The organism is Streptomyces malaysiensis subsp. malaysiensis (genome assembly GCF_040653035.1).
In the GTDB taxonomy this organism is placed as follows: Bacteria; Actinomycetota; Actinomycetes; order Streptomycetales; family Streptomycetaceae; genus Streptomyces; species Streptomyces malaysiensis.
Window position 1 is genome coordinate 23,997 of sequence record NZ_JBEZNG010000049.1, and the last position, 25,970, is coordinate 49,966.

Annotated in this window: 24 protein-coding genes, 1 rRNA gene and 2 riboswitches; of the genes, 7 read left to right on the forward strand and 18 right to left on the reverse strand. The window is 70.8% G+C overall.

Annotated features, from left to right (window positions below; all coding sequences use genetic code 11):
• The first annotated feature begins 42 nt into the window (after positions 1-42).
• Positions 43-1,062, forward strand: a complete 1,020-nt coding sequence (locus AB0E24_RS44405) for a DMT family transporter (RefSeq protein ID WP_232564316.1) — start codon at positions 43-45, stop codon at positions 1,060-1,062.
• Here AB0E24_RS44405 and AB0E24_RS44410 read toward each other — a convergent pair.
• The gene (locus AB0E24_RS44410) at positions 1,059-2,387 is read right to left on the reverse strand and encodes an aminotransferase class I/II-fold pyridoxal phosphate-dependent enzyme (RefSeq protein WP_359385588.1); all 1,329 of its coding nucleotides are present in this window, start codon (positions 2,385-2,387) and stop codon (positions 1,059-1,061) included. The two genes, AB0E24_RS44405 and AB0E24_RS44410, sit on opposite strands and share 4 nt — an antisense overlap.
• Positions 2,388-2,423: 36 nt before the next feature.
• Between AB0E24_RS44410 and AB0E24_RS44415 the strand changes: the two genes are divergently transcribed.
• On the forward strand, positions 2,424-3,125 hold the full coding sequence (locus tag AB0E24_RS44415; protein WP_359385590.1) for a pyridoxamine 5'-phosphate oxidase family protein: 702 nt from the start codon (positions 2,424-2,426) through the stop codon (positions 3,123-3,125).
• A gap of 94 nt (positions 3,126-3,219) precedes the next feature.
• Here AB0E24_RS44415 and AB0E24_RS44420 read toward each other — a convergent pair whose 3' ends face one another.
• Positions 3,220-4,209 (reverse strand): EamA family transporter, encoded by a 990-nt coding sequence (locus tag AB0E24_RS44420; protein WP_093706753.1) that lies wholly within the window; start codon positions 4,207-4,209, stop codon positions 3,220-3,222.
• Positions 4,210-4,240: 31 nt separating this feature from the next.
• Positions 4,241-4,762 (reverse strand): Clp protease N-terminal domain-containing protein, encoded by a 522-nt coding sequence (locus AB0E24_RS44425; RefSeq protein ID WP_079153757.1) that lies wholly within the window; start codon positions 4,760-4,762, stop codon positions 4,241-4,243.
• Between the two features lie 226 nt (positions 4,763-4,988).
• Between AB0E24_RS44425 and AB0E24_RS44430 the strand changes: the two genes are divergently transcribed.
• Positions 4,989-5,417, forward strand: coding sequence for a type II toxin-antitoxin system Rv0910 family toxin (locus AB0E24_RS44430; protein WP_359385593.1), 429 nt, complete (start codon positions 4,989-4,991; stop codon positions 5,415-5,417).
• A gap of 54 nt (positions 5,418-5,471) precedes the next feature.
• Here the strand turns inward: AB0E24_RS44430 and AB0E24_RS44435 are convergent, their stop codons facing one another.
• Entirely contained in the window at positions 5,472-6,155 is a 684-nt protein-coding gene (locus AB0E24_RS44435) for a PadR family transcriptional regulator (protein ID WP_173963347.1), read from the reverse strand.
• Between the two features lie 164 nt (positions 6,156-6,319).
• Between AB0E24_RS44435 and AB0E24_RS44440 the strand changes: the two genes are divergently transcribed.
• A complete protein-coding gene (locus tag AB0E24_RS44440; protein ID WP_359385595.1) occupies positions 6,320-7,144 on the forward strand; it encodes a PhzF family protein in 825 nt (274 codons plus the stop codon).
• Positions 7,145-7,239: 95 nt separating this feature from the next.
• Here AB0E24_RS44440 and AB0E24_RS44445 read toward each other — a convergent pair whose 3' ends face one another.
• Both AB0E24_RS44445 and AB0E24_RS44450 read right to left on the reverse strand, forming a co-directional pair.
• Entirely contained in the window at positions 7,240-7,980 is a 741-nt protein-coding gene (locus tag AB0E24_RS44445) for a CPBP family intramembrane glutamic endopeptidase (protein ID WP_217489759.1), read from the reverse strand.
• A 163-nt stretch (positions 7,981-8,143) separates the two neighbouring features.
• Positions 8,144-9,646, reverse strand: coding sequence for a glutamate-cysteine ligase family protein (locus AB0E24_RS44450; protein WP_069873708.1), 1,503 nt, complete (start codon positions 9,644-9,646; stop codon positions 8,144-8,146).
• Positions 9,647-10,094: 448 nt separating this feature from the next.
• On the opposite strand from AB0E24_RS44450, the gene AB0E24_RS44455 reads away from it, so the two are divergent.
• A complete protein-coding gene (locus AB0E24_RS44455; RefSeq protein WP_069873706.1) occupies positions 10,095-10,682 on the forward strand; it encodes a hypothetical protein in 588 nt (195 codons plus the stop codon).
• Between the two features lie 265 nt (positions 10,683-10,947).
• On the forward strand, positions 10,948-11,154 hold the full coding sequence (locus AB0E24_RS44460; RefSeq protein ID WP_069873704.1) for a DUF5999 family protein: 207 nt from the start codon (positions 10,948-10,950) through the stop codon (positions 11,152-11,154).
• Between the two features lie 124 nt (positions 11,155-11,278).
• On the opposite strand, the gene gcvP is transcribed toward AB0E24_RS44460, so the two are convergent.
• Positions 11,279-14,194: an aminomethyl-transferring glycine dehydrogenase gene (gene gcvP, locus AB0E24_RS44465; RefSeq protein ID WP_283887721.1), complete on the reverse strand. Its 2,916-nt coding sequence runs from the start codon at positions 14,192-14,194 to the stop codon at positions 11,279-11,281.
• Positions 14,195-14,259: 65 nt separating this feature from the next.
• Positions 14,260-14,384, reverse strand: a riboswitch (glycine riboswitch).
• Between the two features lies 1 nt (position 14,385).
• Positions 14,386-14,483, reverse strand: a riboswitch (glycine riboswitch).
• A 135-nt stretch (positions 14,484-14,618) separates the two neighbouring features.
• Between gcvP and AB0E24_RS44470 the strand changes: the two genes are divergently transcribed.
• The gene (locus tag AB0E24_RS44470; protein ID WP_069873699.1) at positions 14,619-14,936 is read left to right on the forward strand and encodes a PRC-barrel domain-containing protein; all 318 of its coding nucleotides are present in this window, start codon (positions 14,619-14,621) and stop codon (positions 14,934-14,936) included.
• Here the strand turns inward: AB0E24_RS44470 and AB0E24_RS44475 are convergent.
• From AB0E24_RS44475 to rrf, 11 genes are all read right to left on the reverse strand, one after another.
• Positions 14,912-16,474, reverse strand: a complete 1,563-nt coding sequence (locus AB0E24_RS44475) for a DNA polymerase IV (protein ID WP_359385599.1) — start codon at positions 16,472-16,474, stop codon at positions 14,912-14,914. The two genes, AB0E24_RS44470 and AB0E24_RS44475, sit on opposite strands and share 25 nt — an antisense overlap.
• A 148-nt stretch (positions 16,475-16,622) precedes the next feature.
• A complete protein-coding gene (locus AB0E24_RS44480) occupies positions 16,623-17,249 on the reverse strand; it encodes a MerR family transcriptional regulator (RefSeq protein ID WP_102933723.1) in 627 nt (208 codons plus the stop codon).
• Positions 17,250-17,416: 167 nt separating this feature from the next.
• Complete coding sequence (locus AB0E24_RS44485) at positions 17,417-17,890, reverse strand: bifunctional nuclease family protein (protein WP_014058684.1); 474 nt, start codon at positions 17,888-17,890, stop codon at positions 17,417-17,419.
• Between the two features lie 52 nt (positions 17,891-17,942).
• On the reverse strand, positions 17,943-18,695 hold the full coding sequence (ftsR, locus tag AB0E24_RS44490; RefSeq protein ID WP_359385602.1) for a transcriptional regulator FtsR: 753 nt from the start codon (positions 18,693-18,695) through the stop codon (positions 17,943-17,945).
• A gap of 18 nt (positions 18,696-18,713) precedes the next feature.
• A complete protein-coding gene (locus AB0E24_RS44495) occupies positions 18,714-19,544 on the reverse strand; it encodes an FHA domain-containing protein (RefSeq protein ID WP_359385604.1) in 831 nt (276 codons plus the stop codon).
• Between the two features lie 130 nt (positions 19,545-19,674).
• Entirely contained in the window at positions 19,675-20,574 is a 900-nt protein-coding gene (locus AB0E24_RS44500; protein WP_232565075.1) for a DUF881 domain-containing protein, read from the reverse strand.
• 572 nt (positions 20,575-21,146) lie between these two features.
• Positions 21,147-21,479 (reverse strand): small basic family protein, encoded by a 333-nt coding sequence (locus AB0E24_RS44505; RefSeq protein ID WP_069873690.1) that lies wholly within the window; start codon positions 21,477-21,479, stop codon positions 21,147-21,149.
• The gene (locus AB0E24_RS44510; RefSeq protein WP_069873688.1) at positions 21,476-22,396 is read right to left on the reverse strand and encodes a DUF881 domain-containing protein; all 921 of its coding nucleotides are present in this window, start codon (positions 22,394-22,396) and stop codon (positions 21,476-21,478) included. The genes AB0E24_RS44505 and AB0E24_RS44510 overlap by 4 nt, the downstream gene beginning before the upstream one ends.
• A gap of 116 nt (positions 22,397-22,512) precedes the next feature.
• On the reverse strand, positions 22,513-25,008 hold the full coding sequence (locus AB0E24_RS44515; protein ID WP_069873686.1) for a mannose-1-phosphate guanyltransferase: 2,496 nt from the start codon (positions 25,006-25,008) through the stop codon (positions 22,513-22,515).
• Positions 25,009-25,121: 113 nt separating this feature from the next.
• Entirely contained in the window at positions 25,122-25,730 is a 609-nt protein-coding gene (gene clsA / locus AB0E24_RS44520) for a cardiolipin synthase ClsA (protein ID WP_069873684.1), read from the reverse strand.
• A gap of 149 nt (positions 25,731-25,879) precedes the next feature.
• A 5S ribosomal RNA gene (rrf, locus tag AB0E24_RS44525) occupies positions 25,880-25,970 on the reverse strand; the annotation flags it as partial.

The window sequence follows — 25,970 nt, forward strand, 5'->3', positions numbered from 1 at the left end:
TTCTCGCTTGTCCTAAGAGGTTGCAACCGACATCGTAAGGGCATGACCCCAGCGACCGCCTCGGCACCCCCTTCCGCCGCCACCACGGCCGAGCCCTCCTCCGCCCCCGTTCGCCGACCGCTCCTCGACTGGCGCGTCCGCTTCGGCGCACTGTCCCTGGTCTGGGGTTTCAGCTTTCTCTTCATCAAGGTGGGCAATGAGGCGTTCGCACCCCTGTACGTCACCCTCGGGCGGATGCTGTTCGGCACCGCCGTACTGCTGGTGACGCTGGCGGTGAAGCGGGAGCGGCTGCCGCGCGGGGCGCGGGTCTGGGGTCATCTGGCGGTGGCCGCGTTCTTCCTGAACGCGCTGCCGTTCTCGCTGTTCGCCTACGCCGAGCTGACCATCCCCTCCACCCTGGCCGGTATCTGCAACGCCGCGTCGCCGCTGTGGGGGATGCTGCTCGCGGTGGTCGTGGTCTCCGACGACCGGCCGACCCGTCAGCGTGTCGCGGGTCTCGGGCTCGGCTTCATCGGCGTGTTGATCGTGCTGGGCGCCTGGCAGGGCTTCTCCGGCCAGGACCCGCTGGGCACCGCGCTGGCGCTGATCGCCTCGGCCAGCTACGCCGTCGGCTGGCAGTACGTCCGGCGCACGCTGAGCGACACGGGCCACTCCCATCTGTCGATGTCCGGCGGCCAACTGCTGCTCGGTACGGTCCAACTCGCCCTTGTGGCACCGGTGTTCGCGACGACGCCCACCTCCTTCCCGGCGCTGCCCCTGCTCTCCGTGCTCGCCCTGGGTGCCCTGGGCACCGGCGTGGCGTTCCTGGTGCAGTACGGCCTCGTCGACGAGGTCGGCCCGACGACGGCGATGATGGTCACGTACTTCGTCCCGGTGATCGCCACCACCGCCGGCGTGGCGATCCTCGGGGAACACCTCACCTGGAACACACCGGTGGGCGCCGTGATCGTCCTCATCGGCGCGGCGCTGACCCAGCGGCGCGCCGGCACGTCCCGGGCACCGTCCGGCGGACGTTCGCGGGCCGTGTCGCGGATCGTGAGGATTCACCGGACAGGGTCCTAGTCCAGCCGTCCCGAGACCGTCGCCCCGGTCGCCGCCGCCACCGCGTCGGCGACCGGGGCGATCTCGTCGGCGGCCAGCGGCGAGACCGTCAGCCGCACCCCCGGCGACGAGGCCACCCGGAAGCGCGCCCCGGGGGCGACGGCCCAGCCCGCGGCCAGCAGCCGGGCGACCGCGCCGGTCTCGTCCGGGACCGGCACCCACACATTCATCCCGCTCCGCCCGTACGCGGCGATCCCCCGCTCCCGCAGCGCCCGCACCAGCGCGGCGCGCCGCGTGTCGTACGACGCCGCCACCGCCGCCGCGTCGACCGCGCCCGTCCGCCACAGCCAGGCCACCGCGTCCTGGAGCAGATGACTGACCCAGCCCGGCCCCAGCCGCTGACGGCCGCGCACCCGGTTCAGGGTGACGGGGTCGCCGGTGAGCACGGCGAGCCGCAGATCGGGGCCGTACGCCTTGGCGGTGGAGCGGACCAGCGCCCAGTGGTCCGTGCCGCCGGCCAGGGGGCGCAGCGGGACGTCCACGATGCCGTGCCCATGGTCGTCCTCGATCAGCAGCACGGCGGGGTGCGCGGCGAGCACGGTCCGCAGCTCACGGGCGCGGGCCGCGCTCACCACCGCGCCCGTCGGGTTCTGCGCCCGGTCGGTGACCACCAGCGCCCGCGCGCCCTGGGTCAGCGCCTGCTCCACCCGCTCGGGCAGCGGTCCGTCGTCGTCGACCCCGACCGGGAGGGCGCGCAGCCCGAGCGCCGGGATCAGATCGAGCAGGCTGCCCCAGCCGGGGTCCTCGACGGCGACCGCGTCACCGGGGCGCAGATGCGCGGCCAGCACCCGCTCGATCGCGTCGAGCGAACCGGAGGTGACGGCGACCGGCCCGGCGGGCACCCCGTCCGCGTCGAGGGCAGCCCGGGCCAGCTCGGCCAGCTCGGGGACGACGTCCGGCGCGCCGTACAGCGTGGGGCGCTCCGCCGCGCGGGCCGCGGCCGCCGCGAGCGGCGCGCCGAGCGAGGGCAGCAGGGCGGGGTCGGGGTTGCCGCTCGTCAGATCGCGCGCGCCGGTGGCGTCGACACCGATCCACTCACGGGGCGTACTGGAGGGGCGGGAGCGCACCCGGCTCCCCCGGCGCCCCGCCGTCTCGATCACGCCCCGTTCGCGCAGCACGCGATAGGCGGCCGCGACCGTATTGGGATTCACACCCAGCCGCCCGGCCAACTCCCGCAAAGGCGGCAGCAGTTGACCCGGCGACAGCTCACCGGCGCCGATGGCGCGCTCCACACTGGCCGCGATCTCGGCTGCGCGACGACCCACGATCGGATATTCTCCTAGCACAAACACTATTTTGCACTAGTGCAATGGAGAACGCAAATGCCCGCACCGGACGCCACCACAGCGACCCACACGCCCGACAGCGCCTACGCGCCGACCGACCGCACCGTGCCCACCCGCTCCCGTGAGCGCGCCTCGTACGACCGGGAGGTGGTGCACGCGATCCTCGATGACGGCTACGTCTGCCATCTGGGCTTCATACGCGACGGCGCGCCCGTCGTCCTGCCGACCCTCTACGCCCGGGTCGGGGAGCGGCTGTACCTCCACGGCTCGACGGGGGCGCGCCCGCTGCGCATGGCAGGCGCGCCGGGCGCCGAGGAGCCGGGGCTGCCGGTATGTCTCACCGTCACCCATGTCGACGGGCTGGTCCTGGCCCGCTCGGCGTTCCACCACTCCATCAACTACCGCTCGGTGGTGGTGCACGGCACCGCCCGTCCGGTGACCGATCGGGCCGAGCGCACCGCGGCCCTGGACGCCCTGGTGGACCATGTGGTGCCGGGCCGCGCCGCCGACTCCCGACCCGCGAACACCAAGGAGCTGGCCGCCACCGCCGTGCTCCGTCTCGACCTCGAGGAGGTCTCCGCGAAGCTGCGCACCGGGGGGCCCAGTGACGACGCCGAGGATCTGGGACTCCCCCACTGGAGCGGCGTGGTGCCCGTGACCCGTGTGTACGGCGCGCCGGTGCCCGCCGACGACCTCGCGCCCGACACGCCGATGCCCGACTACCTCACCCGGCTCTGACCGGCCGCCCCGCCACCCATCGGGCCGCCACGCCCACCGGGTTCATCGCGCCCTCCGCGCCATTGTGTGCGGGGCGGCGGAAAAGGCGGTGCGGTCATCCTCCCGCCGAGAACTCCCGCTCCTCCTCCACCGGCGCCGAGGCGGCCACCGGCTCGGCGGTGACCGCCTTCGGGGTGGAGGTCTGGGCGATCAGTGCGCCGCTCAGCACCACCGCACCGCCGACGACCTGCGCCACGCCCAGGTGCTCATCGAGCAGAACCCATGCCAGAACGGTCGCGATGACCGCCTCCAGACAGGCGACCACCCCGGCCACCTGCGGTGAGAGCCGACGCACCGACAGCACCCCGGTGAGATACGCGATCACCGTCGCCACCAGCACGATCCAGGCGAGCAGCGCCAGGGCGGGGACGCGGGCGCCCGCCAGATCGGCCCGGCCGGTGAGGACCGTCCAGTCCATGCCCCAGGGGCGGCCGATCACGGTCAGCACCACGGCCCCGATCAGCAGTCCGTAGGCGATGACGCCGAACGGATCCGCCGGGTCCTGGCCGTCGCTGCCGTGGTCGGCGAGGACGAAATAGCCCACCTGGCAGAAGGCCGCGCCCAAGGCGAGCAGCAGTCCGAGGAGGTTGAAGCCCAGCCCGGACCAGACCTCCACCACACATGCGAGCCCTCCGACGGCCAGGACGACCCCGATCACCGCGGCACGGCTCACGGGACGGCGCTGGACGAACCGCACCCACCCCAGCACCAGCGCGGGCGCGAAATATTCGACGAGCATCGCGACGCCGACCGGGATCCGGGAGAGCGCCGCGAAGTAGCACGCCTGCACTCCCGCGACGCCCAGCAGGCCGAACCCCACCAGCAGTCCGGGGCGCCGGGTCAGCAGCCCGCGATGGCGCCAAGCCAGGGGCAGCAGGACCAGAGCCGCTCCCGTCACCCGCAGCCAGGTGACCTCGAGCGGTGCGAGCCCCGCCTCGATCAGCGGTTTGGCGGCGACGCCCGATCCGCCGAAGGCGAACGCCGACACCAGGGCGAGCCCCAGGCCGACGTTCCTTCGCTGTGAGTGGCCTTCCGATATGCGCACCAGGCCATCATGGCAGCTCGCGTCAGTACCGTCATCCCGATGACTGCTGGCAGGTCTCCCCAGCCAGCGCGGTGACCAGCGGTTCGACGGCGACACCGGCGCGCCGCAGCACCTCCATGGCACGACACTCCCGGTCGTGGACGAGCGCGGCCAGGAGATCGAGGCCGACGGCGCGGGACGCGCCACGGGAGGCGGCGCGCCGGACCGCCGCATCGAGGGCGGCCGCCGCGGCGGGCGACCAGCCGGCCGGCCCGCTCCCGGCCGCCGCCCCCGAGTCCTCGACGGTGCCGCTCCACCGGAGCCCGTAGCCGATGGCGCGCTGCACCAGATACCCCAGCAGCCGGATCACCTGGGGCGGGCCGCCGGGAAACGCGTCCCGCACCTCCGGGTCGGACTCCAGGAGGCCGTGCAGCAGATGGGCGGTGTCGATCTGCGCGTCACCATCGCGCACGGCGCGCCGGCGGGCCCCCTCGATCACGACGGCCACCACGTCACTGACTCCGTCCTCGCATCGGGCGTCGTCCGGGCCGGCGGAAAGGGTACGACTTCGCACACTCTCACCCCATCAGTCCCTTGCGGCCGGAGCATCCTCGCCGGGAAGCATGTGCGCATCCCACCGTGGTTGTGCGCGGATGACCGGATCTCCTCCCCGGGGAGGAGGGAAACGCGGACCGGAGATAACTGACGACCCGTCAGTATTGAATGTTCCGGGCCCCGGGGCTACGTTGCCCGCCACCACCGCACCACGCCCCGCAGCAACGCGCCGAAGGGACTCCCCCATGGCCGAGGTCAGCGCGCAGACACGCATCGAGGCACCGGCCGAGAAGGTCTGGACCCGGCTGACGGACTTCTCCTCGTACGGCGACTGGAACGCCACCCACACCAGCTTCCCGCAGGGCGGCCCGGCCACTTTGGAAGTGGCGGCGACCTATCAGGAGAACATGAAGCTGATGGGCTTTCCGGCCGAGGTGACCTGGACCGTCGAGGAGTGCGAACCCGCCCGGCTGCTGGCCACCCGGGGCAAGGGCCCGATGGGCGTGAACCTCGCCATGCGCTATTCGCTCACACCGGACGGCGATGCCACCACGGTGCGGATCGACGGGGATTTCATGGGGGCGGCGGTCTCCCTGATGGCCGGGAAGCTCAAGGACTCGGCGACCACCGCGCTCAATGAATCGCTGCGCAAGCTGGGCGCGCTGGTCGTCTAGGCCCCGCGCCCCGGTCCGCCGCCCCCGTACGGGCGTGCCCCCGTCCGCTCGGGCTCAGCTCTCGCCGCCCCGCTCGGCGTCGCCCTTGCCCTCTTCCCGCTCGCTCTCCTCCTGCTCGCCGTCCTCCTGTTCGGCGAGGATGAGGTACAGCCGCTTGCGCGACTCATTGATGACGGAGACGGCCTTCCGCCGCTGGTCCGCGCTGCCGGTGCGCCAGACCTGGGCGAACGCCTCCATCAGCCCGAAGCCCGCCTGGCGGACCTCCTGCATGGCCTCCCAGTCGATACCGCGCCCGGCCTCCTCCCACGGGGCCGCGGGCCCCGCCTCGGCCTCGGCGCGACCGGCGTCGGTGAGCGCGAACAGCTTCTTGCCGCCCTCGCTCTCGCTGCCGATCAGCCCCTCGTCCTCGAGCAGCTGAAGCGTCGGATACACCGAGCCGGGGCTGGGCCGCCAGGCTCCACCGCTGCGCTCGGTGATCTCCTGGATCATCTCGTAGCCGTGCATCGGGCGGTCCTTCAGCAGGGCCAGGATCGAGGCGCGCACATCGCCGCGCCGCGCCCGCCCGCGCATCCGGCCACCGGGTCCGCCGCGGCCACGGCCGCCGAACGGGGGGCCGCCGAAGGGCGGACCGTCGAAACCGGGGCCGAACGGGCCGAAGGCCGCACGCCGCCCCTCGCCTTCACCCCGGCCGCGGTGGCCGGGTCCGCAGTGCTCTCGTCCATGTCCATGTGAACGCATCGTGATGCTCCTTTCTATCGTCGATCCATCACGACACTTCAACGATATATCGGAACCGATCGAATGCCAACCCCCGCACCCGCCCATCACCCGGAGGGGCGGGGGAGCCACGCCCGGGCGATTGGCCATGGCTCCACCGCCGCCCGCCGCCTACGGTCGGCGGTATGCGGATACGAATCGTCGACGCGTTCACCGAGCGCCCCTTCGCCGGCAACCCGGCCGGGGTCGTCCTCCTCGACACCGACGCCTTCCCGGACGACGGCTGGCTCCAGCAGGTCGCCGCCGAGGTCAATCTCGCCGAGACCGCCTTCGCCCACCCGCTCCCCGAGGCCGCGGCGGCCGACTGGGCGCTGCGCTGGTTCACCCCGGCCGCCGAGGCGCCCATGTGCGGCCATGCCACGCTCGCCACCACCCATGTCCTGAAGACCACGGGAACGGCGACCGGCACGGTCCGCTTCGCCACCCTCAGCGGGGTGCTGTCGGCCACGGCCGACGACGACGGCACGATCACACTGGACTTCCCCACGGCCTCGCTGACCGAGCTGGAGGTGCCCGGGAACACGGCCGAGGTCGCCGCGGCGCTCGGCGCCGGGATCGTGTCCGCCCATCACGCCGGTCCGTACATCGACGATCTCCTGATCGAGCTGGCCGACGAGAAGACCGTGCGCTCCCTGGCCCCCGACCTCGCCGCGCTCAAGCGGATCAGCCACCGGGGCATCATCGTGACCGCGGCCGCCGAGGACCCCTCACGCGGCTACGACTTCGTCTCACGGCTGTTCGCCCCGGCCGTCGGCATCGACGAGGACCCGGTCACCGGCAGCGCCCACACCGCGCTCGCGCCCTACTGGTCGGCCCGGTTCGGCCGGGACGAGCTGACCGGGCTCCAGGTGTCCGCGCGCACCGGCCTGGTCCGCACCGCGCTGCGCGGCGACCGTACGCTGCTGACGGGCGGCGCCGTCACGGTCATCGACGGCGAACTGCTGGCCTGAGACCCGGGGCGCTACCGGCCTGAAACCCGCGGCGAACCGCAGGCTCCGCGGCGAACCGCCGACCCGAGACCCGCCGAAGACGATGGCTCAGCGCATCAGGCCGTGGGCAGCCAGCCCACCCGCCCCGCCAGCAGGGCGTATCCGACGAAGGCCACGATGTCGATCAGCGCATGGGCGGCGACCAGCGGCCCGACCCGCCCCCAGCGGCGGTAGAGCAGCACGAAGATCACGCCCATCGCCATATTGCCGAAGAAGCCGCCGATCCCCTGGTAGAGGTGGTACGAGCCGCGCAGCACCGAGCCGGCCAGCAGCGCGGCCATCGGGGTCCAGCCCAGCTGTCCGAGCCTGCGCAGCAGATAGCCGACCACGACCACCTCCTCCAGCACCGCGTTCTGCACGGCGGAGGCGATCAGTACGGGGATCTTCCACCACACATCGGGCAGCGACTCGGGCACCACCGTCAGATTGCCCCCGGCCGCCCGCGCCCCCAGGTACAGCAGCAGCCCGGTCCCGCCGATCGCGGCCGCGACCACGGCGCCCCACACCACATCGAACCGCGGCCGGTCGCGGTCGAAGCCGATCACCCGGAGCCCTGCGCCCTCGCGCAGCAGCAGATGGGCCACGAGCGCGACCGGCACCAGCGCGGTCGCGATGCCGAACAGCTGCCAGGCGAGGTCCAGCCAGGGCCGCCCCGGCGCCGCCGAGGAGTTGAGCGTGGCCGCCTGGTCCTTCAGTCCGCCCGGTTTGGTCACCGAGCCGATGAAGCTGATCAGCGCGGAAAGCGCGCTCGCGCCGAGGGACAGCGCCAGCACGAGCAGCGTCTCGTTGCGCAGCATCCGCCGCGAGAGCCCGTCCTCGACCACGGGCGGCTCCGCGCCCCGCGCCTGTGACCGCACTCCTGTCCCCACTTCCGCTTGTCCGCCTCATCGGCGCACCCGCTCATCGGTGCGCCCGCCCCGTTCACCGGACAATACGGTGTCATGGTCGGCGGTGCGGACATCACCCGGAGAGATCGGTGGGCCAGGTGTGTACCGGCGCGTCGGTCCGCATCAGGGCGCAGTAGCGGCGGGTCATGGCGGCGAGGGCGGCGTCCCGGTCCAGCCCGCCGCCCAGCGCCCGGTGGTAGGTGGCCGCCTGCCAGGACGCGCCGTTGACCCCCAGCTTGCAGCGCTCCTCGATCACGCCGAGGTAGCGGTCGCGGTCGGCGGGCTCCACGCCCCAGGAGTCGAGGCCGGACGCGGCGAGCGGCAGCAACTCCTCACGGACCAGCCGGACGGCGGAGGTGCGGTTCAGGGAGGCCGACCGGCCGGATTTGGGCCATTGGAGGACCGCGTCGATGCCGTGCCGGCAGGCCGCGTCGAAGTTGGCCGCGGCGGCCGCGAACGGCAGCCGGGTCCACACCGGGCGGGGCTCCTCGGCCAGCGCCCTGACCAGTCCGTAGTAGAAGGCGGCGTTGGCGATGACATCGGTGACGGTGGGCCCCGCCGGGAGCACGCGGTTCTCCACGCGCAGATGCGGCACGCCGTCCACGACGTCGTAGACGGGCCGGTTCCAGCGGTAGATGGTGCCGTTGTGCAGCGCCAGTTCCTGGAGCGCGGGCACCCCGCCCTCGTCCAGCACCCGCAGCGGGTCCTCGTCGTCGCCGGAGGAGAGCAGGGGCGGGAAGAAGCGCAGATTCTCCTCGAACAACTCGTATGCGGAATCGATCCAGCGCTCGCCGAACCAGGTGCGCGGGCGCGCCCCCTGGGCGGCGATTTCCGGTGGGCGCACATCGGTGGCCTGGAGGAACAGCGGCGGCCTGGATTCGCGCCACGCCTCATGGCCGAAGACGAAGGGGGAGTTGGCGCCCACCGCGATCTGTACGGCGGCCACCGCCTGCGCCGCGTTCCACGCGTCCGCGAAGCGCCCCGGGGTGACCTGGAGATGGAGCTGGACGGAGGTGCAGGCCGCCTCGGGGGCGATGCAGGAACTGGCGTAGGTGAATCGTTCCCGGCCCTCGATGTCGATGAGGAAATCCTCGCCGCGGGCGGCCAGCATCTGCTCATTGAGAAGTTTGTAACGGTCGTCATAGGAAAGGTTCGTGGATCCCAGATCGTCCGCTGCGAGGGTCGGAAGAATTCCGATCATCACGATCTCGGAGGACACTTCCCGCGCCTTGCGATCGGCATATGACAAACCGGTTCGGAGCTCTTCCGAGAGCTGATCGAGAACGCGTCCGTGCAAACGGTGGGGCACGATGTTTACTTCAAGATTGCACTGCCCGAGTTCGGTCTGGAAATCATGGCTCCCGATGCGCTCCAGAACCTCCGCGTTCATCATCCTCGGCAGTCCGTCGGCCCCGGCGAGATTCAGCTCGATCTCAAGCCCCATCAGATTCTTCGGGCGGTCGAATCGCTTGTCGGCCAGAAGCCGGCCGAGCCCGTCGAGGCACTGCCGCAACCGGGCGCGCTGCCGTCGCCGGCCGGACGGGTCGAACTCACCGGCTATGAGCTTCTCCCCCATCGAAGCGTCCCTCCTCCAGTGGATCATCGGCGTCAGGCCGTCTGCACACCACGCTCGATGATGCCCACCAATGTGATCGATAACGCCCCGCGTTCCGCACCCAGCCGGTAGGCTCTCTGGAACCGCGCATTGCGCCGGGGAGAATGAACCAGCGAGTTCCAGCCTACCGCGCGGGCCGCAAAATGCCAGGTCATATCCGTTCATCTGGCACTGAATCGGGGAAAATCCCCGCGCCCCCGGGGTCTGGATAACCTCTTGTCGGGGTTATCGGCAGCGGCTAGACGAAACACAACGGGAACACTTGTCGTATAAACTCGGCTAACGAGGCAGAGAGATAACGCCCGAACGGTCTGTTCCGGCTCCCCTCTGACCCGTGTTCCACCGCTAGCGCCGCCCAAACCCGGCCCGCTATCGCTTCACCGTGTCTTCAAGCGAGAGGCGATCCACCATGCCGCTGCATGTGCCCCAGGCCCCCGCGCCCGCCCTGCGCAGCGTCCTCACGGCCCTTGACTCCCCCACCGCCGTCCGCGAGGCCCGCACCCCGGCACTCTCCACGCTCACCGGCCCCTTCGAACCCGAACTCCCGCTCCCCGTCCATGTCCTGGACGACATCACCGCCCCCGACGGCCCGCCGAGCACCCGGCTCACCGGCTGGCGCTTCCTGATCCGGGACGGCGACCGTACGGTGGCCGCCGCCGAGGCGATGCTCACCGCCGACGGCTGGGCCTTCTCGCACTTCTCCGAGGGCCCCTACGTCAGCTCGGCCGAACTCGCCCTGAGCCAGGCCGAGTCGCTGCCCTCGGCGTACCAGCCGCGGCTGCTGTCCATCCCCGAGCTCTACATGGTCACGCTCTGGCTGCACGGCGACCTGATGGCGGACGGCGCCGAAGGCGGCCTGGGCGCGGGGGACCTGTTGGTGCCGCTCGCCCCGGCACCACCCGGTATCGCGGCCCACCGGGCGCATCAGGCAACCGATCTGCTGCCCGTTCTGACGCACCGGCTGACCCGGGCACCTTTGCTTGGCTCACCTGCCTGACCTGGGCCTTCATCAGGCCGCGAGCGCCCTGTGACCGCCGGGTCACGGGGCGCTCCGCGCGGCATCCTCGTAACAGTCCGGCGGCGATGAACCGTCCGGACGGGTGATGCGTCATTATCTAGCGAGACCGGTACCGCGAAATCCCTGCGGATCCCAGGCCGTAGGGCAACACTGGAGAAATCGACCGACTCAACCACGGGGGGCGGCCATGAACGCCGCAGCGAGCCGCAGGACCTTCACCACTCCGCAGCGAAAGAACCCTGTCATGTGCCAGCATCAACCGCCTTGCCCATCAGCCGACTCCGCCGACCGGGATGCCGCCCATCTGGTGGCGCACCACCCCGAGCAGGGCTGGAGCCTGCTGTGCAACGGCGTCCTGCTCTTCGAGGACACCGGTGAGCTGCTGCCGGACGGGCGTGTCATCGCACCGTGCCGACCGCTGGGTTCCGAGCACATCGTCACCGCGGCCTGACACCGCGAGCACATCGTCACCGCCGTCCGACACCGCCAGCGACGGCATGTACACCGCAGGGGCCGGCCCGGCGCATCCGCCGCACCGGCCCCATTGACGCGTCAACGGGCGGAACGCCTCAGGCTCAGCCCTCGTAGGACTCCAGCGGCGGGCAGGAGCAGACGAGGTTGCGGTCCCCGTAGGCTCCGTCGATCCGCCGCACCGGCGGCCAGTACTTGTCGGCCGCCGAGACCCCGGCCGGGAAGACCGCTTCCTCCCGGGAGTACGAGTGGTCCCACTCCCCGGTCAGCGACGCCGCCGTATGCGGGGCGTTCCGGAGCGGATTGTCCTCCTTGGCCCACTCGCCCGAGCCGACCTTCTCGATCTCGGCCCGGATGGCGATCATCGCCTGGCAGAACCGGTCCAGCTCCGCCAGGTCCTCGCTCTCGGTCGGCTCGATCATCAACGTCCCGGCGACCGGGAACGACATCGTCGGCGCGTGGAAGCCGTAGTCGATCAGGCGCTTGGCCACATCGTCGACGCTCACCCCGGTGGCCTTCGTCAGCGGCCGCAGATCCACGATGCACTCATGGGCCACCAGCCCGCCGGGGCCGGTGTAGAGCACGGGGTAGTGCGGTTCGAGACGCTTGGCGATGTAATTGGCGCCGAGCACCGCGACCTGGGTCGCGCGGCGCAGCCCCTCGGCGCCCATCAGCCGGATGTACGCCCAGGAGATCGGCAGGATCCCCGCGGAGCCCCAGGGGGCGGCCGAGACCGGCCCGACGCCGGTGGCCGGGCCCGCGGCGGGCTGGAGCGGATGGTTGGGGAGGAAGGGCGCCAGATGCTCGCGCACCGCGACCGGGCCGACGCCGGGGCCGCCACCGCCGTGCGGGATGCAGAAGGTCTTGTGCAGGTTCAGATGCGAGACATCGCCGCCGAACCGGCCGGGTTCGGCGAGCCCGACCAGCGCGTTGAGATTGGCGCCGTCCACGTAGACCTGGCCGCCCGCGTCGTGCACGGCCGCGCAGATCTCGGTGATGTGCTCCTCGAACACACCGTGGGTGGAGGGGTAGGTGACCATCAGCACGGCCAGTTCCGCACCATGCTTCTCGATCTTGGCGCGCAGATCGCCGGTGTCGATCTCGCCGTCCTCACCGGTCTTGACCACGACGACCTTCATCCCGGCCATCACGGCGCTGGCGGCGTTGGTGCCGTGCGCGGAGGACGGGATCAGGCAGACGGTGCGTCGGGTGTCCCCGTTGGCCCGGTGGTAGGCGCGCACCGCCAGCAGACCGGCGAGTTCGCCCTGGGAGCCGGCGTTCGGCTGGAGCGAGACCTTGTCATAGCCGGTGACCTCGGCCAGCCGCTCCTCCAGCTCACGGATCAGGGTCAGATAGCCCTGGGCCTGCTCGGCCGGTGCGAAGGGGTGCAGCGCGCCGAACTCCGGCCAGGTGACCGGCTCCATCTCGGTGGTCGCGTTGAGCTTCATGGTGCAGGAGCCGAGCGGGATCATGCCCCGGTCCAGGGCGTAGTCCCGGTCCGCCAGGCGGCGCAGATAGCGCAGCATCGCGGTCTCGGAGCGGTGCTGGTGGAAGACCGGGTGGGCCAGATAGCCGTCGTGGCGCAGCAGGTCCGCGGGCAGCGCGTCCGGCGCCGAGGCGTCCAGCTCGTCGATGCCGGGGATCCCGGCCGCGTCGCCGTTCCCGCCGTCCACCCCGAAGGCGGACCATACGGCGGCCAGCTGCGCACGGCCGGTGGTCTCGTCGCAGGCGATGCCCACATGGTCGGCGTCGGTGTGCCGAAGGTTGACCCCGGCCTCGCGGGCCGCGGCCACGACCTCGGCGGCCCGGCCCGGCACCCGCGCGGTGAGGGTGTCGAAGAACGCGCCGTGCACCACCTCGACACCGCCGGCCCGCAGCCCCTCGGCGAGCACGGAGGCGTAGCGGTGGGTGCGGCGGGCGATCCCCGCGAGCCCGTCCGGGCCGTGGTAGACGGCGTACATCCCGGCCATCACGGCCAGCAGCACCTGAGCGGTGCAGATGTTGCTGGTGGCCTTCTCCCGGCGGATGTGCTGCTCACGGGTCTGCAACGCCAGCCGGTACGCCTTGTCGCCGTCGGCGTCCACGGAGACCCCGACCAGCCGGCCGGGCAGGTTGCGCGCGTAGGCGTCGCGCACCGACATGAAACCGGCGTGCGGTCCGCCGAAGCCCATCGGGACGCCGAACCGCTGGCTGCTGCCCACCGCGATGTCCGCGCCCAGCTCACCGGGCGAGGCGAGCAGGGTGAGCGCGAGCAGATCGGCGGCGACGGTGACGACGGCGCCGAGCTCATGGGCGCGCTCGATGACCGGGCGCGGATCGCGCACCGCGCCGGAGGCGCCCGGGTACTGCACCAGCACACCGAAGATCCCGCGCTCGGCGATCTCCTCCGGAATGCCCTCGGCCAAGTCGGCGACGACGACCTCGACACCGGTCGGCTCGGCGCGGGTCCTGATGACCGCGACGGTCTGCGGCAGACAGTCGGCGTCGACCAGGAAGACACCCTCCTTGACCTTGCCGACACGCCGCGACAGTGCCATCGCCTCGGCGGCCGCGGTGGCCTCGTCCAGCAGCGAGGAACCGGCCGTGGGCAGCCCGGTCAGATCGGCGACGACGGTTTGGAAGTTGAGCAGCGCCTCGAGCCGGCCCTGGGAGATCTCCGGCTGGTAGGGCGTGTAGGCGGTGTACCAGGCGGGGTTCTCCAGCACATTGCGCAGGATCACCGGCGGGGTGTGGGTGCCGTAGTAGCCGAGGCCGATCATCGACGGCAGCACCTGGTTGCGGTCGGCGAGTCCGCGCAGCTCGGCGAGGACCTCCGGTTCGCTGCGGGCCGGAGGCAGGGCGTTCAGCGCCTCGGTGCTCTTGATGACGTCCGGTACGGCGGCCTCGGTGAGCTCGTCCAGCGAGCCGAAGCCGACCTGGGCAAGCATCTTGGCCTGAGCCTCGCCGTCCGGGCCGATATGGCGCTGCTCGAACGGAGTACCGCGTTCCAAGTCGGAGAGTGCGATGCGATGGGCGGTCATCTGCGGGGGCCTCCTGGTCTGTAACGACCGACGAGGGGCACCACGGCGCGGGTGCCCGGACGGCCTCCCCCTCTGTCATCTCAACCTGAGAGCTTCACCGGCCCACATACCGCCTGACCGGTTTTCACCGTCGGTGAGGAGGGGTCCCGGAGCTCTGCTCGCCCGTGGCCCACCCTGCTTTCCAGAGTGACCTCACCCGCACGGTACGTGTGCCTGAGAGATTCCGGGGAGGGTTTGCTCCTTCGGCGCCTCCGACAGCGTCGGCGGAGGACTCTCCCGCACGGGGTTCACAGTCACAGTCAGCGTATCAGCGGTTCTGCCGCGGGGGACGGCCGCCGGTGTTCGAGTGGCCGAGCGCGGCGATGTGGCTTTTTGTAGGTATCAATGGCCACTTGCCACCTGCTTGCCACCTGTGGGAGAGACCGTGCAGACCGATATCGACCCGCGGACCCTGATCGGCCGCAAGGCATTCGACCGCGAGGGCGCCAAGATCGGCACCGTGGACGAGGTCTATCTCGACGACGCGACCGGCGAGCCCGAATGGGCGGCGGTACGCACCGGGCTGTTCAGCCGGGACGTCTTCGTACCGCTCGAACCGAGCGAGGTGGTCGGCGACACCCTGCGGGTGCCGTACGAACGGGCGCTGATCAAGGACGCCCCGGACTTCGGCGTCGGGCGCCACCTCTCCCCCGAGCAGGAACTCCAGCTCTACCACCACTACGGCCTGGACGTCACCGGCTGACCCGGCCCCTGACCGGGCCCACCACCGGCACCCGCCGACCCGTCCGGGCCTTCGGCCTCCCGCGGGCCTTGGCCCATGCCCTCCGCGGGATCCGCGGTCCCGTCCGGGCTCGGGTCCGCGGCCTCCCCCTGGGGCGCCGGGCCCGGCCCCGCGTCCGGCCGCAGCAACGGCAGCGGTTCGGACGGTTCAAGCGCCGGGTCGTCCACGGCGAACGTCCGTACCCGCCCCGGCCGCGACCACGGCTCCTCGAAGCGCACGGTCACCCGGCCCACCCCACTGCCCTGCACCCAGCCCGCCCCGTACTCGGTATGCCGCACATCGGTGCCCGGCAGCCAGTGCCGTGGCTTCCCAGCGCCCTCAGACGCCTCTTCCGCGCGCTCTCCCACGGCCTCCGGTCTCTCGGGGCCCGGCGGGTGCCCCGCGCCCTCCAGGGCCTCGTGAGCGGCTTGGGCTGCCTGGGCTGCCTGGGCTGCCTGGGCGAAGAGATCCTCCTGGGTGTAGTCCGCCAGACCGCTGACGCCGACGCCCAGCAGCCGCACACCCGCCGTGGTGTCCACGCTGTCGATCAGCCGCGCCGCGGCCTCCCGCACCACCCCCGGATCGTCGGTCGGCCCGCGCAGGGTCTCCGAACGGGTGAGCGTGGAGAAGTCGTACCGCCGCACCTTGATCACGACCGTCCGCCCCGAGCGGCCCGCCTCGCGCAGCCGCCGCACACAGCGGTCGGCGAGCCGCGCGATCTCCAGCTGCACCCGGGTGCGATCGGTGACGTCGACGTCGAAGGTGTCCTCGGCCGAGATGGACTTGGCGTCCCGCTCGGCGACGACGGGCCGCTCGTCCCGGCCCTCGGCCATCAGGAACAGCGAGGTGCCGTGGGCCCGGCCCAGCAGCCGCACCAGCTCGGCCTCGCCCGCCTCCCGGGTCTCGGCCACGGTGTGGATCCCGGCCCGGCGCAGCGTCTCCGCCGTGGCGGGACCCACGCCCGGGAGCGTACGGACCGACATGGGGCCGAGCAGATCGCGCTCCGTCCCGGGCTCGATGATCACCAGACCGTCCGGCTTGGCCTGCTCCGAGCCGATCTTGGCGAGCATCTTGGACCCGGCGAGCCCCACGGATCCGGTCAGCCCGGTGACCGCCCTGATGTCGGTCCGCAGCCGCTCCCCCACGGCGCGCGCCGCCTCCACGGTGGCCTCGGTGCCGCCCGCCTCCAGATCGACGAACGCCTCGTCCAGGCTCAGCGGCTCCACCAGGGGCGACAGCGTGTGCAGCAGGCGCATGACCGAGTCGCTCACCTTGCGGTAGAGGGAGAAGCGCGGGATGAGGAACGCCGCGTTCGGACACAGGCGGCGGGCCTGGGCCATCGCCATGGCCGAGTGCACCCCGAACACCCGGGCCTCGTAGGAGGCCGTGGCGACCACGCCACGCGGCCCCAGGCCCCCCACGATCACCGGCTTACCGCGCAGGCTGGGCTTGGCCGCCTGCTCCGCCGAGGCGTAGAAGGCGTCCATGTCCAGATGGAGAATCGTCGGCGCACCCCTCACATCTCCGATGCTGCCGCACACCACCGACAATGGGCGGCCCGAGGGCCGGGGACGGGGCCCGGAGGCGCCGATCGGCGCCTCTTAGGGGTGCTGGGCGAGAACGCGAGGGGCGCGGCGAGGGGACGAAGCGGAAGGCCGAACGGACTGCTCAACCGGCCCGGTTGCGGCGCGCCGCGAGCTCATCGGCGGGGTTGGGCCGGATCAGCGTCTCACCGGTGTCCACCCGCTCGCCGTGCAGCTGGGAGAGCGCGCTCTCCACATCCCGCCAGACGACGCCCACGGCGATCCCGAAGACGCCCTGGCCGCCCTGGAGGAGGTCCACGACCTCATCGGGCGAGGTGCACTCGTAGACGGTCGCGCCGTCGCTCATGAGCGTCATCTGGGCCAGGTCGTCGAGCTCCCTGGAGCGCAGATGCGCCACCGCCGCCCGGATGTTCTGGAGCGACACGCCTGTGTCCAGCAGCCGCTTCACGATCTTGAGGACGACCACGTCCCGGAAGCTGTAGAGCCGCTGGCTGCCCGAGCCGTAGGCCGGCCGGACGCTGGGTTCCACCAGCCCGGTGCGGGCCCAGTAGTCCAGCTGGCGGTAGGTGATGCCCGCAGCCGCGCATGCGGTGGGTCCGCGGTATCCGACCCGCTCCGTCCCCCCCGCGGCGGGCTCATGCGGCGGTGCGGCCTGTGCCGCGACCCGAGCCTTCACTGCCGGATCGGCCGATGCGCTCCCCTGGAGCGTGTACGGACCGCCGGCCGCCGTGCCGTCGCCGGTGCTTCTCACGCCGACCTCCGTCCTCGACCTGCCATCTTGAAGGTAGGCAGTCACCCGGGGTGCGTCAACGATCGCCACACTCGGCACGCCGAGTGATAATCACCCTAAGGGTGGTTTCCCGTGTCCCTCGTCCGGGAAAGGCTACTCGAATGCGCGAGCGAGGACCGGCATACCGTCTACTGGCTGCTGGTTCCGAAGTCCTCGGGCGAGATCTGGTCGAGGAACTCGCGGAACTTCTCCACCTCGTCCTCCTGCTCGTCCGGGATCGCGATACCGGCGTCGTCCAGCACGCCGTCGCTGCCGTAGATCGGCGTTCCGGTGCGCAGCGCGAGCGCTATGGCGTCGGACGGCCGGGCACTGACCTCCACGCCGCTGGCGAAGACCAGCTCCGCGTAGAAGACCCCCTCGCGCAGATCCGTGATCCGGACCTCCGTGAGCTGCTGGCCGACCGCTTCGAGTACGTCTTTGAAAAGGTCATGGGTCAGCGGGCGCGCCGGAGCCATGCCCTGCTGAGCGAAGGCGATCGCGGTCGCCTCACCTGGTCCGATCCAGATGGGGAGGTAGCGGTCGCCTCCCACTTCACGCAGGAGCACGATCGGTTGGTTGGAGGGCATTTCCACCCGGACACCCACGACGTCGAGCTCGTTCACACAGCAACCCTAGGACGTGCCCGGCCGGTTTGGATAGTCGGGGCCCGGCCGGTCACCGCTCCTGGGCCCTCAGAGCCGACCGCACCAGGGCCGCGTGCAGCTGTACGGAGAGCGTGGCGAGCTCCCGCGCACTGGCCTCCGCATGCGCTCTGGTCTGCGGGTTTCTATGCAACCGCAACGGTGCGACCACCTGCTCGACCATTCCGGCCTCGCGCTCGGCGGAAGCCTTCATGATTCGCAGATGACGTGGTTCCAGGCCGAAACGACCGAGTTCGGCGATGAGCCGGGCGACGGTCACCGACTCGATGTCGTAGCCGCCGTCCGCGCTCGGCGCCAGCAGCCCGTACGACTCCCATTCGGCCAGCTCCACCTCGCTGACCTCGGCCGTTGCCAGCAGCTCCGCACGGCCGACCCGGGCGGCCGTGGGGCCGTCCTGAGCCGCCTCGGCGCCGCCGTCGAGCGACCCCGGCTGCCGGGCTCCCTGCGAAGCGGCAGGAAGCTGCAACTGTTCCCCGCGCTCCAGGGCGTCCAGATGCTCCCGGATGACCTTGAGCGGCAGGTAGTGGTCACGCTGCATCCGGAGGATATGGCCGAGCCGCTCCACATCCCGCTGGCTGAATTTGCGATAGCCGGACGGTGTGCGCCGCGGCTCCACCAGCCCCTCCGACTCCAAGAAGCGGATCTTGGAGATGGTGACCTCGGGGAACTCGTCCCGCAACAGATTCAGCACGGTGCCGATGCTCATCGACCGGCCGTCCGCGGGGGCGGTGCCGGTATCGGCACCGCCCGACGGTGTCTGAAGCATGGACCTCCCCTGGACGGGTCAGATGCCGACGCCCCGCTGGCTCGGGTAGAAGACCAGCCGGTACTTACCGATCTGCACCTCGTCGCCGCTGGCCAGGACGACCGACGCGTCGATCTGCTCCCGGTTGACGTACGTCCCGTTGAGGCTGCCGACGTCCGCGACGGTGAAGCTGCCGTCCTGGCCGCGCTGGAACTCCACATGGCGGCGGGAGACCGTCACATCGTCCAGGAAGATGTCGCTCTGCGGGTGGCGGCCCGCCGTGGTGACATCACTGTCCAGCAGGAAGCGGCTGCCCGAGTTCGGCCCGCGGCGGACCACCAGCAGCGCCGATCCCAGCGGCAGCGCCTCGACGGCGGCCTGCGCCTCCGGGCTGAGCGACGGCAGCGGCGTCTGCCCGGTCACCTCGGAGTCGTACGCCTCGAGACCCGAGATCGAAATGGTGGAGGTGGTCTCCGAGGCACGCTCGGAGGGCGCGGCACCGCCGCGCAGCGGGGCACCGCAGTTGGAGCAGAACCGGCTGGCCTCCGCGTTCCGGTGGCCACACCGCTGACAGACCGGCAAGCCGAACCCTCCACCACTCCGAGCGGCCGATGGCTCCTCGGAACCTATGGGCCCGGCCGCGGAGGGGTCAACAGACGCACCCTGTCCGCCGACCTGGTCCCGGAACAGCGGACGCTCCCCGGTGCCCCCTCCGCTCTCCTCCGCGCCTCGTGAGGCGCGGTGGCGAGCGGTGCTGCTGCCGCCATCCTGGCGGGCACTCTTGCCGAACAACTTCCCGAACAACTTCACGGGCGATTCCCCTTGACTGAAACAGACCCGCCCGTGGGGCAGGACAAACCCTCGATGCACACACCAGACGGCCCGGACATCCTCACAACGTCCGTGACCACCAGACAGTTTCCATCACGCGCGGATCTTCCGGTGCGTCGACCCCCCGCGTCCACATGGTCTCCCCGAGAGACCCCCATTTCGAACCGCCTCACCGTGATGACGACCGAGCGTAGTCAGGCCGCTTCGCCGATCGCAAGGCATCCACAACGATCTTCTTCTCCCGCCGCACGGACACAGTGGCCTGCTCCTTCTCCAGGCTCTGCACCACGCCGCCCGGGATGTTCAGCGCCGGCTCCAGATCTTCCGGCTTGCCGATCACCTTCACAACATACGGTCGCGTCACTTTCCGTCCATCGATCCGGATCGCGCCGCCGCTGTCCGAGAAGTAGGTGCCGGCGACCACGCGCACCGTGCCGATCTGGATCGCCTCGGCGCCCGCCGCGCGCAGCTCCTGGACCGTGTCGAGCAGCATGTCCGACTCCACGGAGCCCCGGGAGTCGTCGATGGTGATGGTGATGCCGGGGCCCTGCGCTGCCACCGTACCGGCGAGCACGCCCAGCTGCTGCTCCTTCTGGAGCGTCTGCTTGCGGGCCTCCTCGGCCTGGTCCGAGCTGTTCTCCAGCTCGGTGCGCTGGTTCTCCAGGCGGCGCTTCTCGTCCTGGAGCCGCTGGGTGCGGGAGTCCAGCTCGTCGAGGATCCGGACCAGGTCCTCCTGCCGGGCGCCGCGCAGCACGCTGTTCTCGTTGGTCGAGCGCACCTGGATGGCCAGGCCCAGGCCGAGACCGAAGAGCAGCAGGGCGACGATCAGCTGCGCACGGGTCAGCCGCGGCGGCCATACGCCCTTCACCAGCCGCTGGCGGCCGCTCAGGGGCTCCTCCGGCCCCTGACCGGCTCCGGGGCCGGGAGCGGGCCCCACAGGCTCTCCGGGGCCGCTCCGGGACCCGTCGGCGGGTCCGGTGGCCCCGCCGCCCGCGGTGGGCGCCCCCGGCCTGACGGGACGGCCCTGGGCCTGGGGCGGCAGGGCCTCGGGCAGCACAGCCTTGGGCAGGGGCTTCCTGAGGGCGAGGTCCTTGAGACCGCCCGGCCCGGGCGCGGCGGGCCTGCCCGGCTGCTTCGGCGCGTCACGGCGCTTCGGTGCGTCACGGCGCTCCGGCGTGTCGCGACGCTCGGGCGTGTCACGGCGGGGAGGCGTGTCGCGGCGCTCGGGCCTCCGGGCGGGCGGCGCGGCGCCCGGCCGCGGCGGCCCGGCGGCAGCGGCCTGCCGTGGCGGTTCGGAGGCAGCGCCCTGGCGTGGCGGTCCGGCCGCCGACGGCCGCTGGGGCTCCGCCCGCTCGCGCGGCTCTCCGGAGCGCGCGGGCCTCTCGGGCGCCTCCGGCCGTCGCGGCGGCTCGGGCGACCGCGACGGCCGCTCAGCGGCCTTCTCGGTCTTCGCGGGCTGCTCGGGCTGGGGCTGCTCAGCCTTCGGCGGCTGCTCGGGCCTCACGGGCCGCTCGGCCTTGGCGTCCCGCTCGGCGAGTCTCGGCGTTTCGGCCACCTGTCGCGGCGTTTCGGCCTGCTCACGATTTTCGGCCGGCTGTGGCTTCTCGGGCTTCTCAGGGGTGTCGTCGGTCGTCATCGGCCTCACGCCCGGAACACATGGCGGCGGATCGCGGCCGCGTTGGAGAAGATCCGGATACCGAGCACGACCACGACTCCCGTCGACAGCTGGGCACCGACGCCCAGCTTGTCACCGAGGAAGACGATCAGTGCGGCCACCACCACATTGGACAGGAACGATACGACGAAGACCTTGTCGTCGAAGATCCCGTCCAGCATCGCCCGGAAGCCTCCGAAGACCGCGTCGAGTGCCGCCACGACGGCGATCGGCAGATAGGGCTCGACCATCGTCGGCACCACGGGTCGGACCACAAGTCCCACCACGACTCCCACGATGAGCCCCAATACGGCGATCACGATGTGCCCTTCCCTGTGTCGGCGTCACCCTTGCCGGGCCCACCGGCTATCGGTTCCGCGGTACGTACGATCAGGCTCGGCGCGGCCGGAAGCCGGAGCGAGTCCTGGGCGGAGATGCTCGTGCGGATGTCATAGTTCTGCTGAAGCACATGCAGGTACTGACCGTCCGCGCTGTTCTGGAAAGCGGTGCTCAGCCGCTGCCCGTCCCCCACCGCGAGCACCGTATACGGCGGCGCCAGCGGCTTGTTGTCGACCAGTATGGCGTCTCCCGCGGCCCTGATCGCCGAGAGCGCCGTCAGCCGCTGTCCGTTGATCGAGACGGCCTCCGCCCCCGACTCCCACAGACCGTTGACGACCCGCTGCATATCGTGGTCGCGCACCCGGCCGGTATCGGAGAAGTCGGCGCTCTCCCGTGGTCCCCCGCCACTGCCGGTCGCGTCCTTGGCGTCGTCGACCACCAGTTTCACCCCGGGGCCCGTCACCTCGTTGGCCCCCGCGAGCAGCGCCACCAGATCGGCCTTGGCCCCGCCGTCCTTCTCCAGCGCCTGCCGCTGCTTCTCCCCGACCTCGCCGCGGAGCTTGTCCACGTTCCTGGCGAGCTTGTCCGCGTTCGAGTTTCCCGTCTCGATGCGGTCGATCAGTTCTCCCCGCTCCTTGGCCAGCGTCGGCGCCGATATCCGCGCCTCGGCGGCGCCCACGGTGATGACGACCGCGACCAGGACGAGACCGAGAGCCAGCCCCAATTTGGCCCGCACGGTGCGCGGTAGACGCGAGCGACCGGTCTCCCCGCGCCGCGCCGCGGCCTCGGCGTAACCGTCGTCGAGGCTGTGGTCCATCACATTGGTCAGCAGCGACATGGACGCGTCGAGGCGTGGGCGCGACGATGCTGTGCTCCGAACGGGGGGCTGCTGCGACATGCCGCACATCGTCGCACGTGGGGGCCGCCGCCACCGAATGGCCCCTCCGGCGTGCCGGATCCGGGACCTCGGGGCGGCGGCCCGACGCGCTCAGACGTGGGCGAACGGCCCCGGTGTCAGCGCCCCGCGCTGTCCACGACGGTCGACCACTCGTCCAGCAGGGCCTGCGCGGACGCCTCGTCCGGACCCTCCGCCCACAGATGGGTGACTGCCTCGGCCGGGTCTGGCAGCACCATGACCCACCGCCCGTCGGCCTCCACGACCCGCACCCCGTCCGTGGTGTCCACGGAACGGTCGCTCGCCGCCTCCACGACATGCCGCATGACCAGGCCCTTGACCGCCCAGGGGGTGGCCAGATCACGCCGTTGGACATGCGCCCGCGGAATCCTCGCATCGATCTGACTCAGGGTCAGCTGAGTGCGCGCCACCAGCCCGATCAGCCGGACGAACGCGGCCGTACCGTCGAAGACGCTGGTGGACTCGGGGATGATGAAGCCACCGCGGCCATCGCCCCCGAAGATGGTGGACTCCGACCGGGCCACCCGGGTCAGATCGTCCGCCGCGGTGGTCGTCCACTCCACCTGTGTGCCGTGATACGCCGCCACCTGCTCGGCGATACGGGTCGTGGTCACCGGAAGCGCCACCCGCCCGCTGCGCCGCTCCGCGGCGACCAGGTCCAGCATCACCAGCAGCGTCCGGTCGTCCTCCACGATCCGCCCCCGCTCGTCGACGAGCGAGAACCGCTCACCGACCGGGTCGAACCGCACTCCGAACGCCGCCCGCGCCGAGGCGACGATCTCGCCGAGCCGGGCCAGCCCCGACCGGCGGCCGTCGGCCGTCTCCGTCGGACGCGACTCGTCCAGACCGGGGTTGATGGTCAGCGCGTCCACTCCGAGCCGGCCCAGCAGGCTCGGGAGCACCAGCCCGGCGCTTCCATTGGCGGCGTCCACGACGACCTTGAGACCGGATTCGGCGATGCCGCTGATGTCCACGGCGCGCAGCAGCGAGCCCGTGTACGAGTCGAAGACGCTCGACGGGAAGCTGAGGTCACCGATCTCGCCCGGGAAGGCCCTGCGGTACTCCTGGCGGGCGTAGACCCGGTCCAGCTTGCGCTGACCGCCCGCCGAGAGATCGGCGCCCCGCTCGTCGAAGAACATGATGTCGACCGAGTCGGGCACCCCGGGAGAGGTCCGGATCATAAAGCCGCCGGCGCTGCCGCGCGCGGTCTGCTGCCGGGCCACCGGCAGCGGTACGTTCTCCAGGTCCCGTACGTCGATGGCGCTGGTCTGGAGTGCGGAGATCATCGCCCGTTTGAGCGCCCGCGCGCCCCTGGAATGGTCACGCGCCGTGGTGACCGTGGAGCCCTTCTTGAGGGTCGTCGCATACGCCCCGGCGAGCCGCACCGCGAGCTCCGGGGTGATCTCCACATTGAGGATGCCGGAGACGCCCCGTGCGCCGAACAGATGGGCCTGCCCCCGGGACTCCCAGATCACCGAGGTGTTGACGAACGCGCCCGCCTCGATGGTCTTGAACGGATAGACCCGGACATTGCCCTGGACAATCGATTCCTCACCGATCAGGCACTCATCGCCGATGACGGCCCCGTCCTCGATACGGGCCGCGCGCATGATGTCGGTGTTCTTGCCGATGACACAGCCGCGCAGATTGCTCTGCTGGCCGACGTACACATTGTCATGCACCACGGCCTTGTGCAGAAAGGCGCCGCTCTTCACCACGACATTGGAGCCGACGACGGTGTGCTCGCGGATCTCGGCACCGTCCTCCACCTTGGCGTAGTCGCCGATGTAGAGCGGACCGCGGAGCACGGCCTCCGGATGCACATCCGCCCCTTCGGCGACCCATACGCCGGGGGAGATCTCGAATCCGTCGAGCTCGACGTCGACCTTGCCCTCGAGAACGTCGGCCTGGGCCTTCACATAGCTCTCATGGGTGCCGACGTCCTCCCAGTAGCCCTCGGCGATATAGCCGAAGATGGGCTTGCCCTCCTTCATCAGCTGAGGGAAGACATCTCCGGACCAGTCGACCGGCACATCGGGCTCGACATAGTCGAAGACCTCCGGCTCCATGACGTAGATGCCGGTGTTGACCGTATCGGAGAAGACCTGGCCCCAGGTGGGCTTCTCCAGGAAGCGCTCGACCTTGCCCGCCTCGTCGACGATGGTGATACCGAATTCGAGGGGATTGGGAACGCGCGTCAGACAGACGGTGACAAGGGCACCCTTTTCCTTATGGAAATTGATCAGATCCGTGAGGTCGAAATCCGTCAGGGCATCGCCGGAGATCACCAGGAAGGTGTCGTCCTTGAGCGCTTCCTCCGCGTTCTTGACGCTACCGGCGGTGCCGAGTGGCTTCTCCTCATTCGCGTACGTGAGCTCCATGTCGAGCTCCTCGCCGTCACCGAAGTAGTTCTTGACCAGGGACGCGAGGAACTGGACTGTCACCACGGTCTCGCTGAGACCATGCCGCTTGAGCAGCCGGAGCACATGCTCCATGATCGGCCGATTGGCCACGGGCAGTAGCGGTTTGGGCATGGTCGAGGTCATCGGGCGCAGACGAGTCCCCTCGCCCCCTGCCATCACGACGGCCTTCATGTCGGAAGCGTCCTCCTTGAAGAGACGACGGTCATGCCGACCGTGCACGCCCGATGGCCCTTACACCTACCGCGCTACGGGCCCCGGCCTCTATGGACGCCGCTACGGCGAGCTCAGTCGGCCGCGGTGTCCGCCCTGACAAGTCGGCGGACCTGAACCACGTAGAGGACTCCTGCCCACCAATAGAGTGTTGTACCCCATCCGGCGAACGCCCATCCGAAAATGGCGGCGGTCGTGTGAAGCCAGCCACTTCCCTCACTCAGAAGGAGCAACGGGAAAGCATACATCAGGTTGAAGGTAGCCGCCTTGCCGAGGAAGTTCACCTGCGGCGGCGGATAGCCATGGCGCCGTAGGACGCCCACCATCACAAGCAGGACCAGCTCTCGCACGAGAAGGACCGCGGTCAGCCAGAGGGGCAGGATCTCGCGCCAGGTGAGACCTACAAGTGTAGACAGTATGTAGAGACGGTCGGCCGCCGGATCGAGAAACCGGCCAAGGCTGCTGATCTGGTTCCAGCGACGAGCCAGCTTCCCGTCGAGATAGTCGCTGACGCCACTGAGTGCCAGGACCAGCAGTGCCCAGCCGTCACTCTTGGGCCCGCCGAACTCGGGCCGGAGGATCAGCCACAGGAAAAGCGGCACGCCGACGAGGCGCGCAGCGCTGAGGATGTTCGGGATGGTGAGCACACGGTCCGTCTGAACTCGTGTCTCCTGTACCTCCACCCGGGAGCCTCCCGTGAGAAACAGGCCGATGATGCTCCATGACTCTACCGGTAGGCCCGGACAGCTCCGGCACCGGGGCGTACCAGACATGGGCATGAAAAAGACCCTGACAGGAAGTGAACTTCCCATCAGGGTCTTTTTGAAGAATTGTTCGGCGGCGTCCTACTCTCCCACAGGGTCCCCCCTGCAGTACCATCGGCGCTGAAAGGCTTAGCTTCCGGGTTCGGAATGTAACCGGGC

Excerpts from the sequence above, each read along its gene's own strand:
- AB0E24_RS44430 (WP_359385593.1), top strand. The coding sequence starts at position 4,989 with ATGGCCGAGGTCAGCGCGCAGACACGCATCGAGGCACCGGCCGAGAAG.
- AB0E24_RS44405 (WP_232564316.1), top strand. The coding sequence starts at position 43 with ATGACCCCAGCGACCGCCTCGGCACCCCCTTCCGCCGCCACCACGGCC.
- AB0E24_RS44460 (WP_069873704.1), top strand. The coding sequence starts at position 10,948 with ATGTGCCAGCATCAACCGCCTTGCCCATCAGCCGACTCCGCCGACCGG.
- AB0E24_RS44450 (WP_069873708.1), bottom strand. The coding sequence starts at position 9,646 with ATGGGGGAGAAGCTCATAGCCGGTGAGTTCGACCCGTCCGGCCGGCGA.
- AB0E24_RS44440 (WP_359385595.1), top strand. The coding sequence starts at position 6,320 with ATGCGGATACGAATCGTCGACGCGTTCACCGAGCGCCCCTTCGCCGGC.
- AB0E24_RS44415 (WP_359385590.1), top strand. The coding sequence starts at position 2,424 with ATGCCCGCACCGGACGCCACCACAGCGACCCACACGCCCGACAGCGCC.
- AB0E24_RS44515 (WP_069873686.1), bottom strand. The coding sequence starts at position 25,008 with ATGAAGGCCGTCGTGATGGCAGGGGGCGAGGGGACTCGTCTGCGCCCG.
- ftsR (WP_359385602.1), bottom strand. The coding sequence starts at position 18,695 with ATGCTTCAGACACCGTCGGGCGGTGCCGATACCGGCACCGCCCCCGCG.
- AB0E24_RS44445 (WP_217489759.1), bottom strand. The coding sequence starts at position 7,980 with ATGCTGCGCAACGAGACGCTGCTCGTGCTGGCGCTGTCCCTCGGCGCG.
- gcvP (WP_283887721.1), bottom strand. The coding sequence starts at position 14,194 with ATGACCGCCCATCGCATCGCACTCTCCGACTTGGAACGCGGTACTCCG.
- AB0E24_RS44435 (WP_173963347.1), bottom strand. The coding sequence starts at position 6,155 with ATGCGTTCACATGGACATGGACGAGAGCACTGCGGACCCGGCCACCGC.
- AB0E24_RS44455 (WP_069873706.1), top strand. The coding sequence starts at position 10,095 with ATGCCGCTGCATGTGCCCCAGGCCCCCGCGCCCGCCCTGCGCAGCGTC.
- AB0E24_RS44510 (WP_069873688.1), bottom strand. The coding sequence starts at position 22,396 with ATGTCGCAGCAGCCCCCCGTTCGGAGCACAGCATCGTCGCGCCCACGC.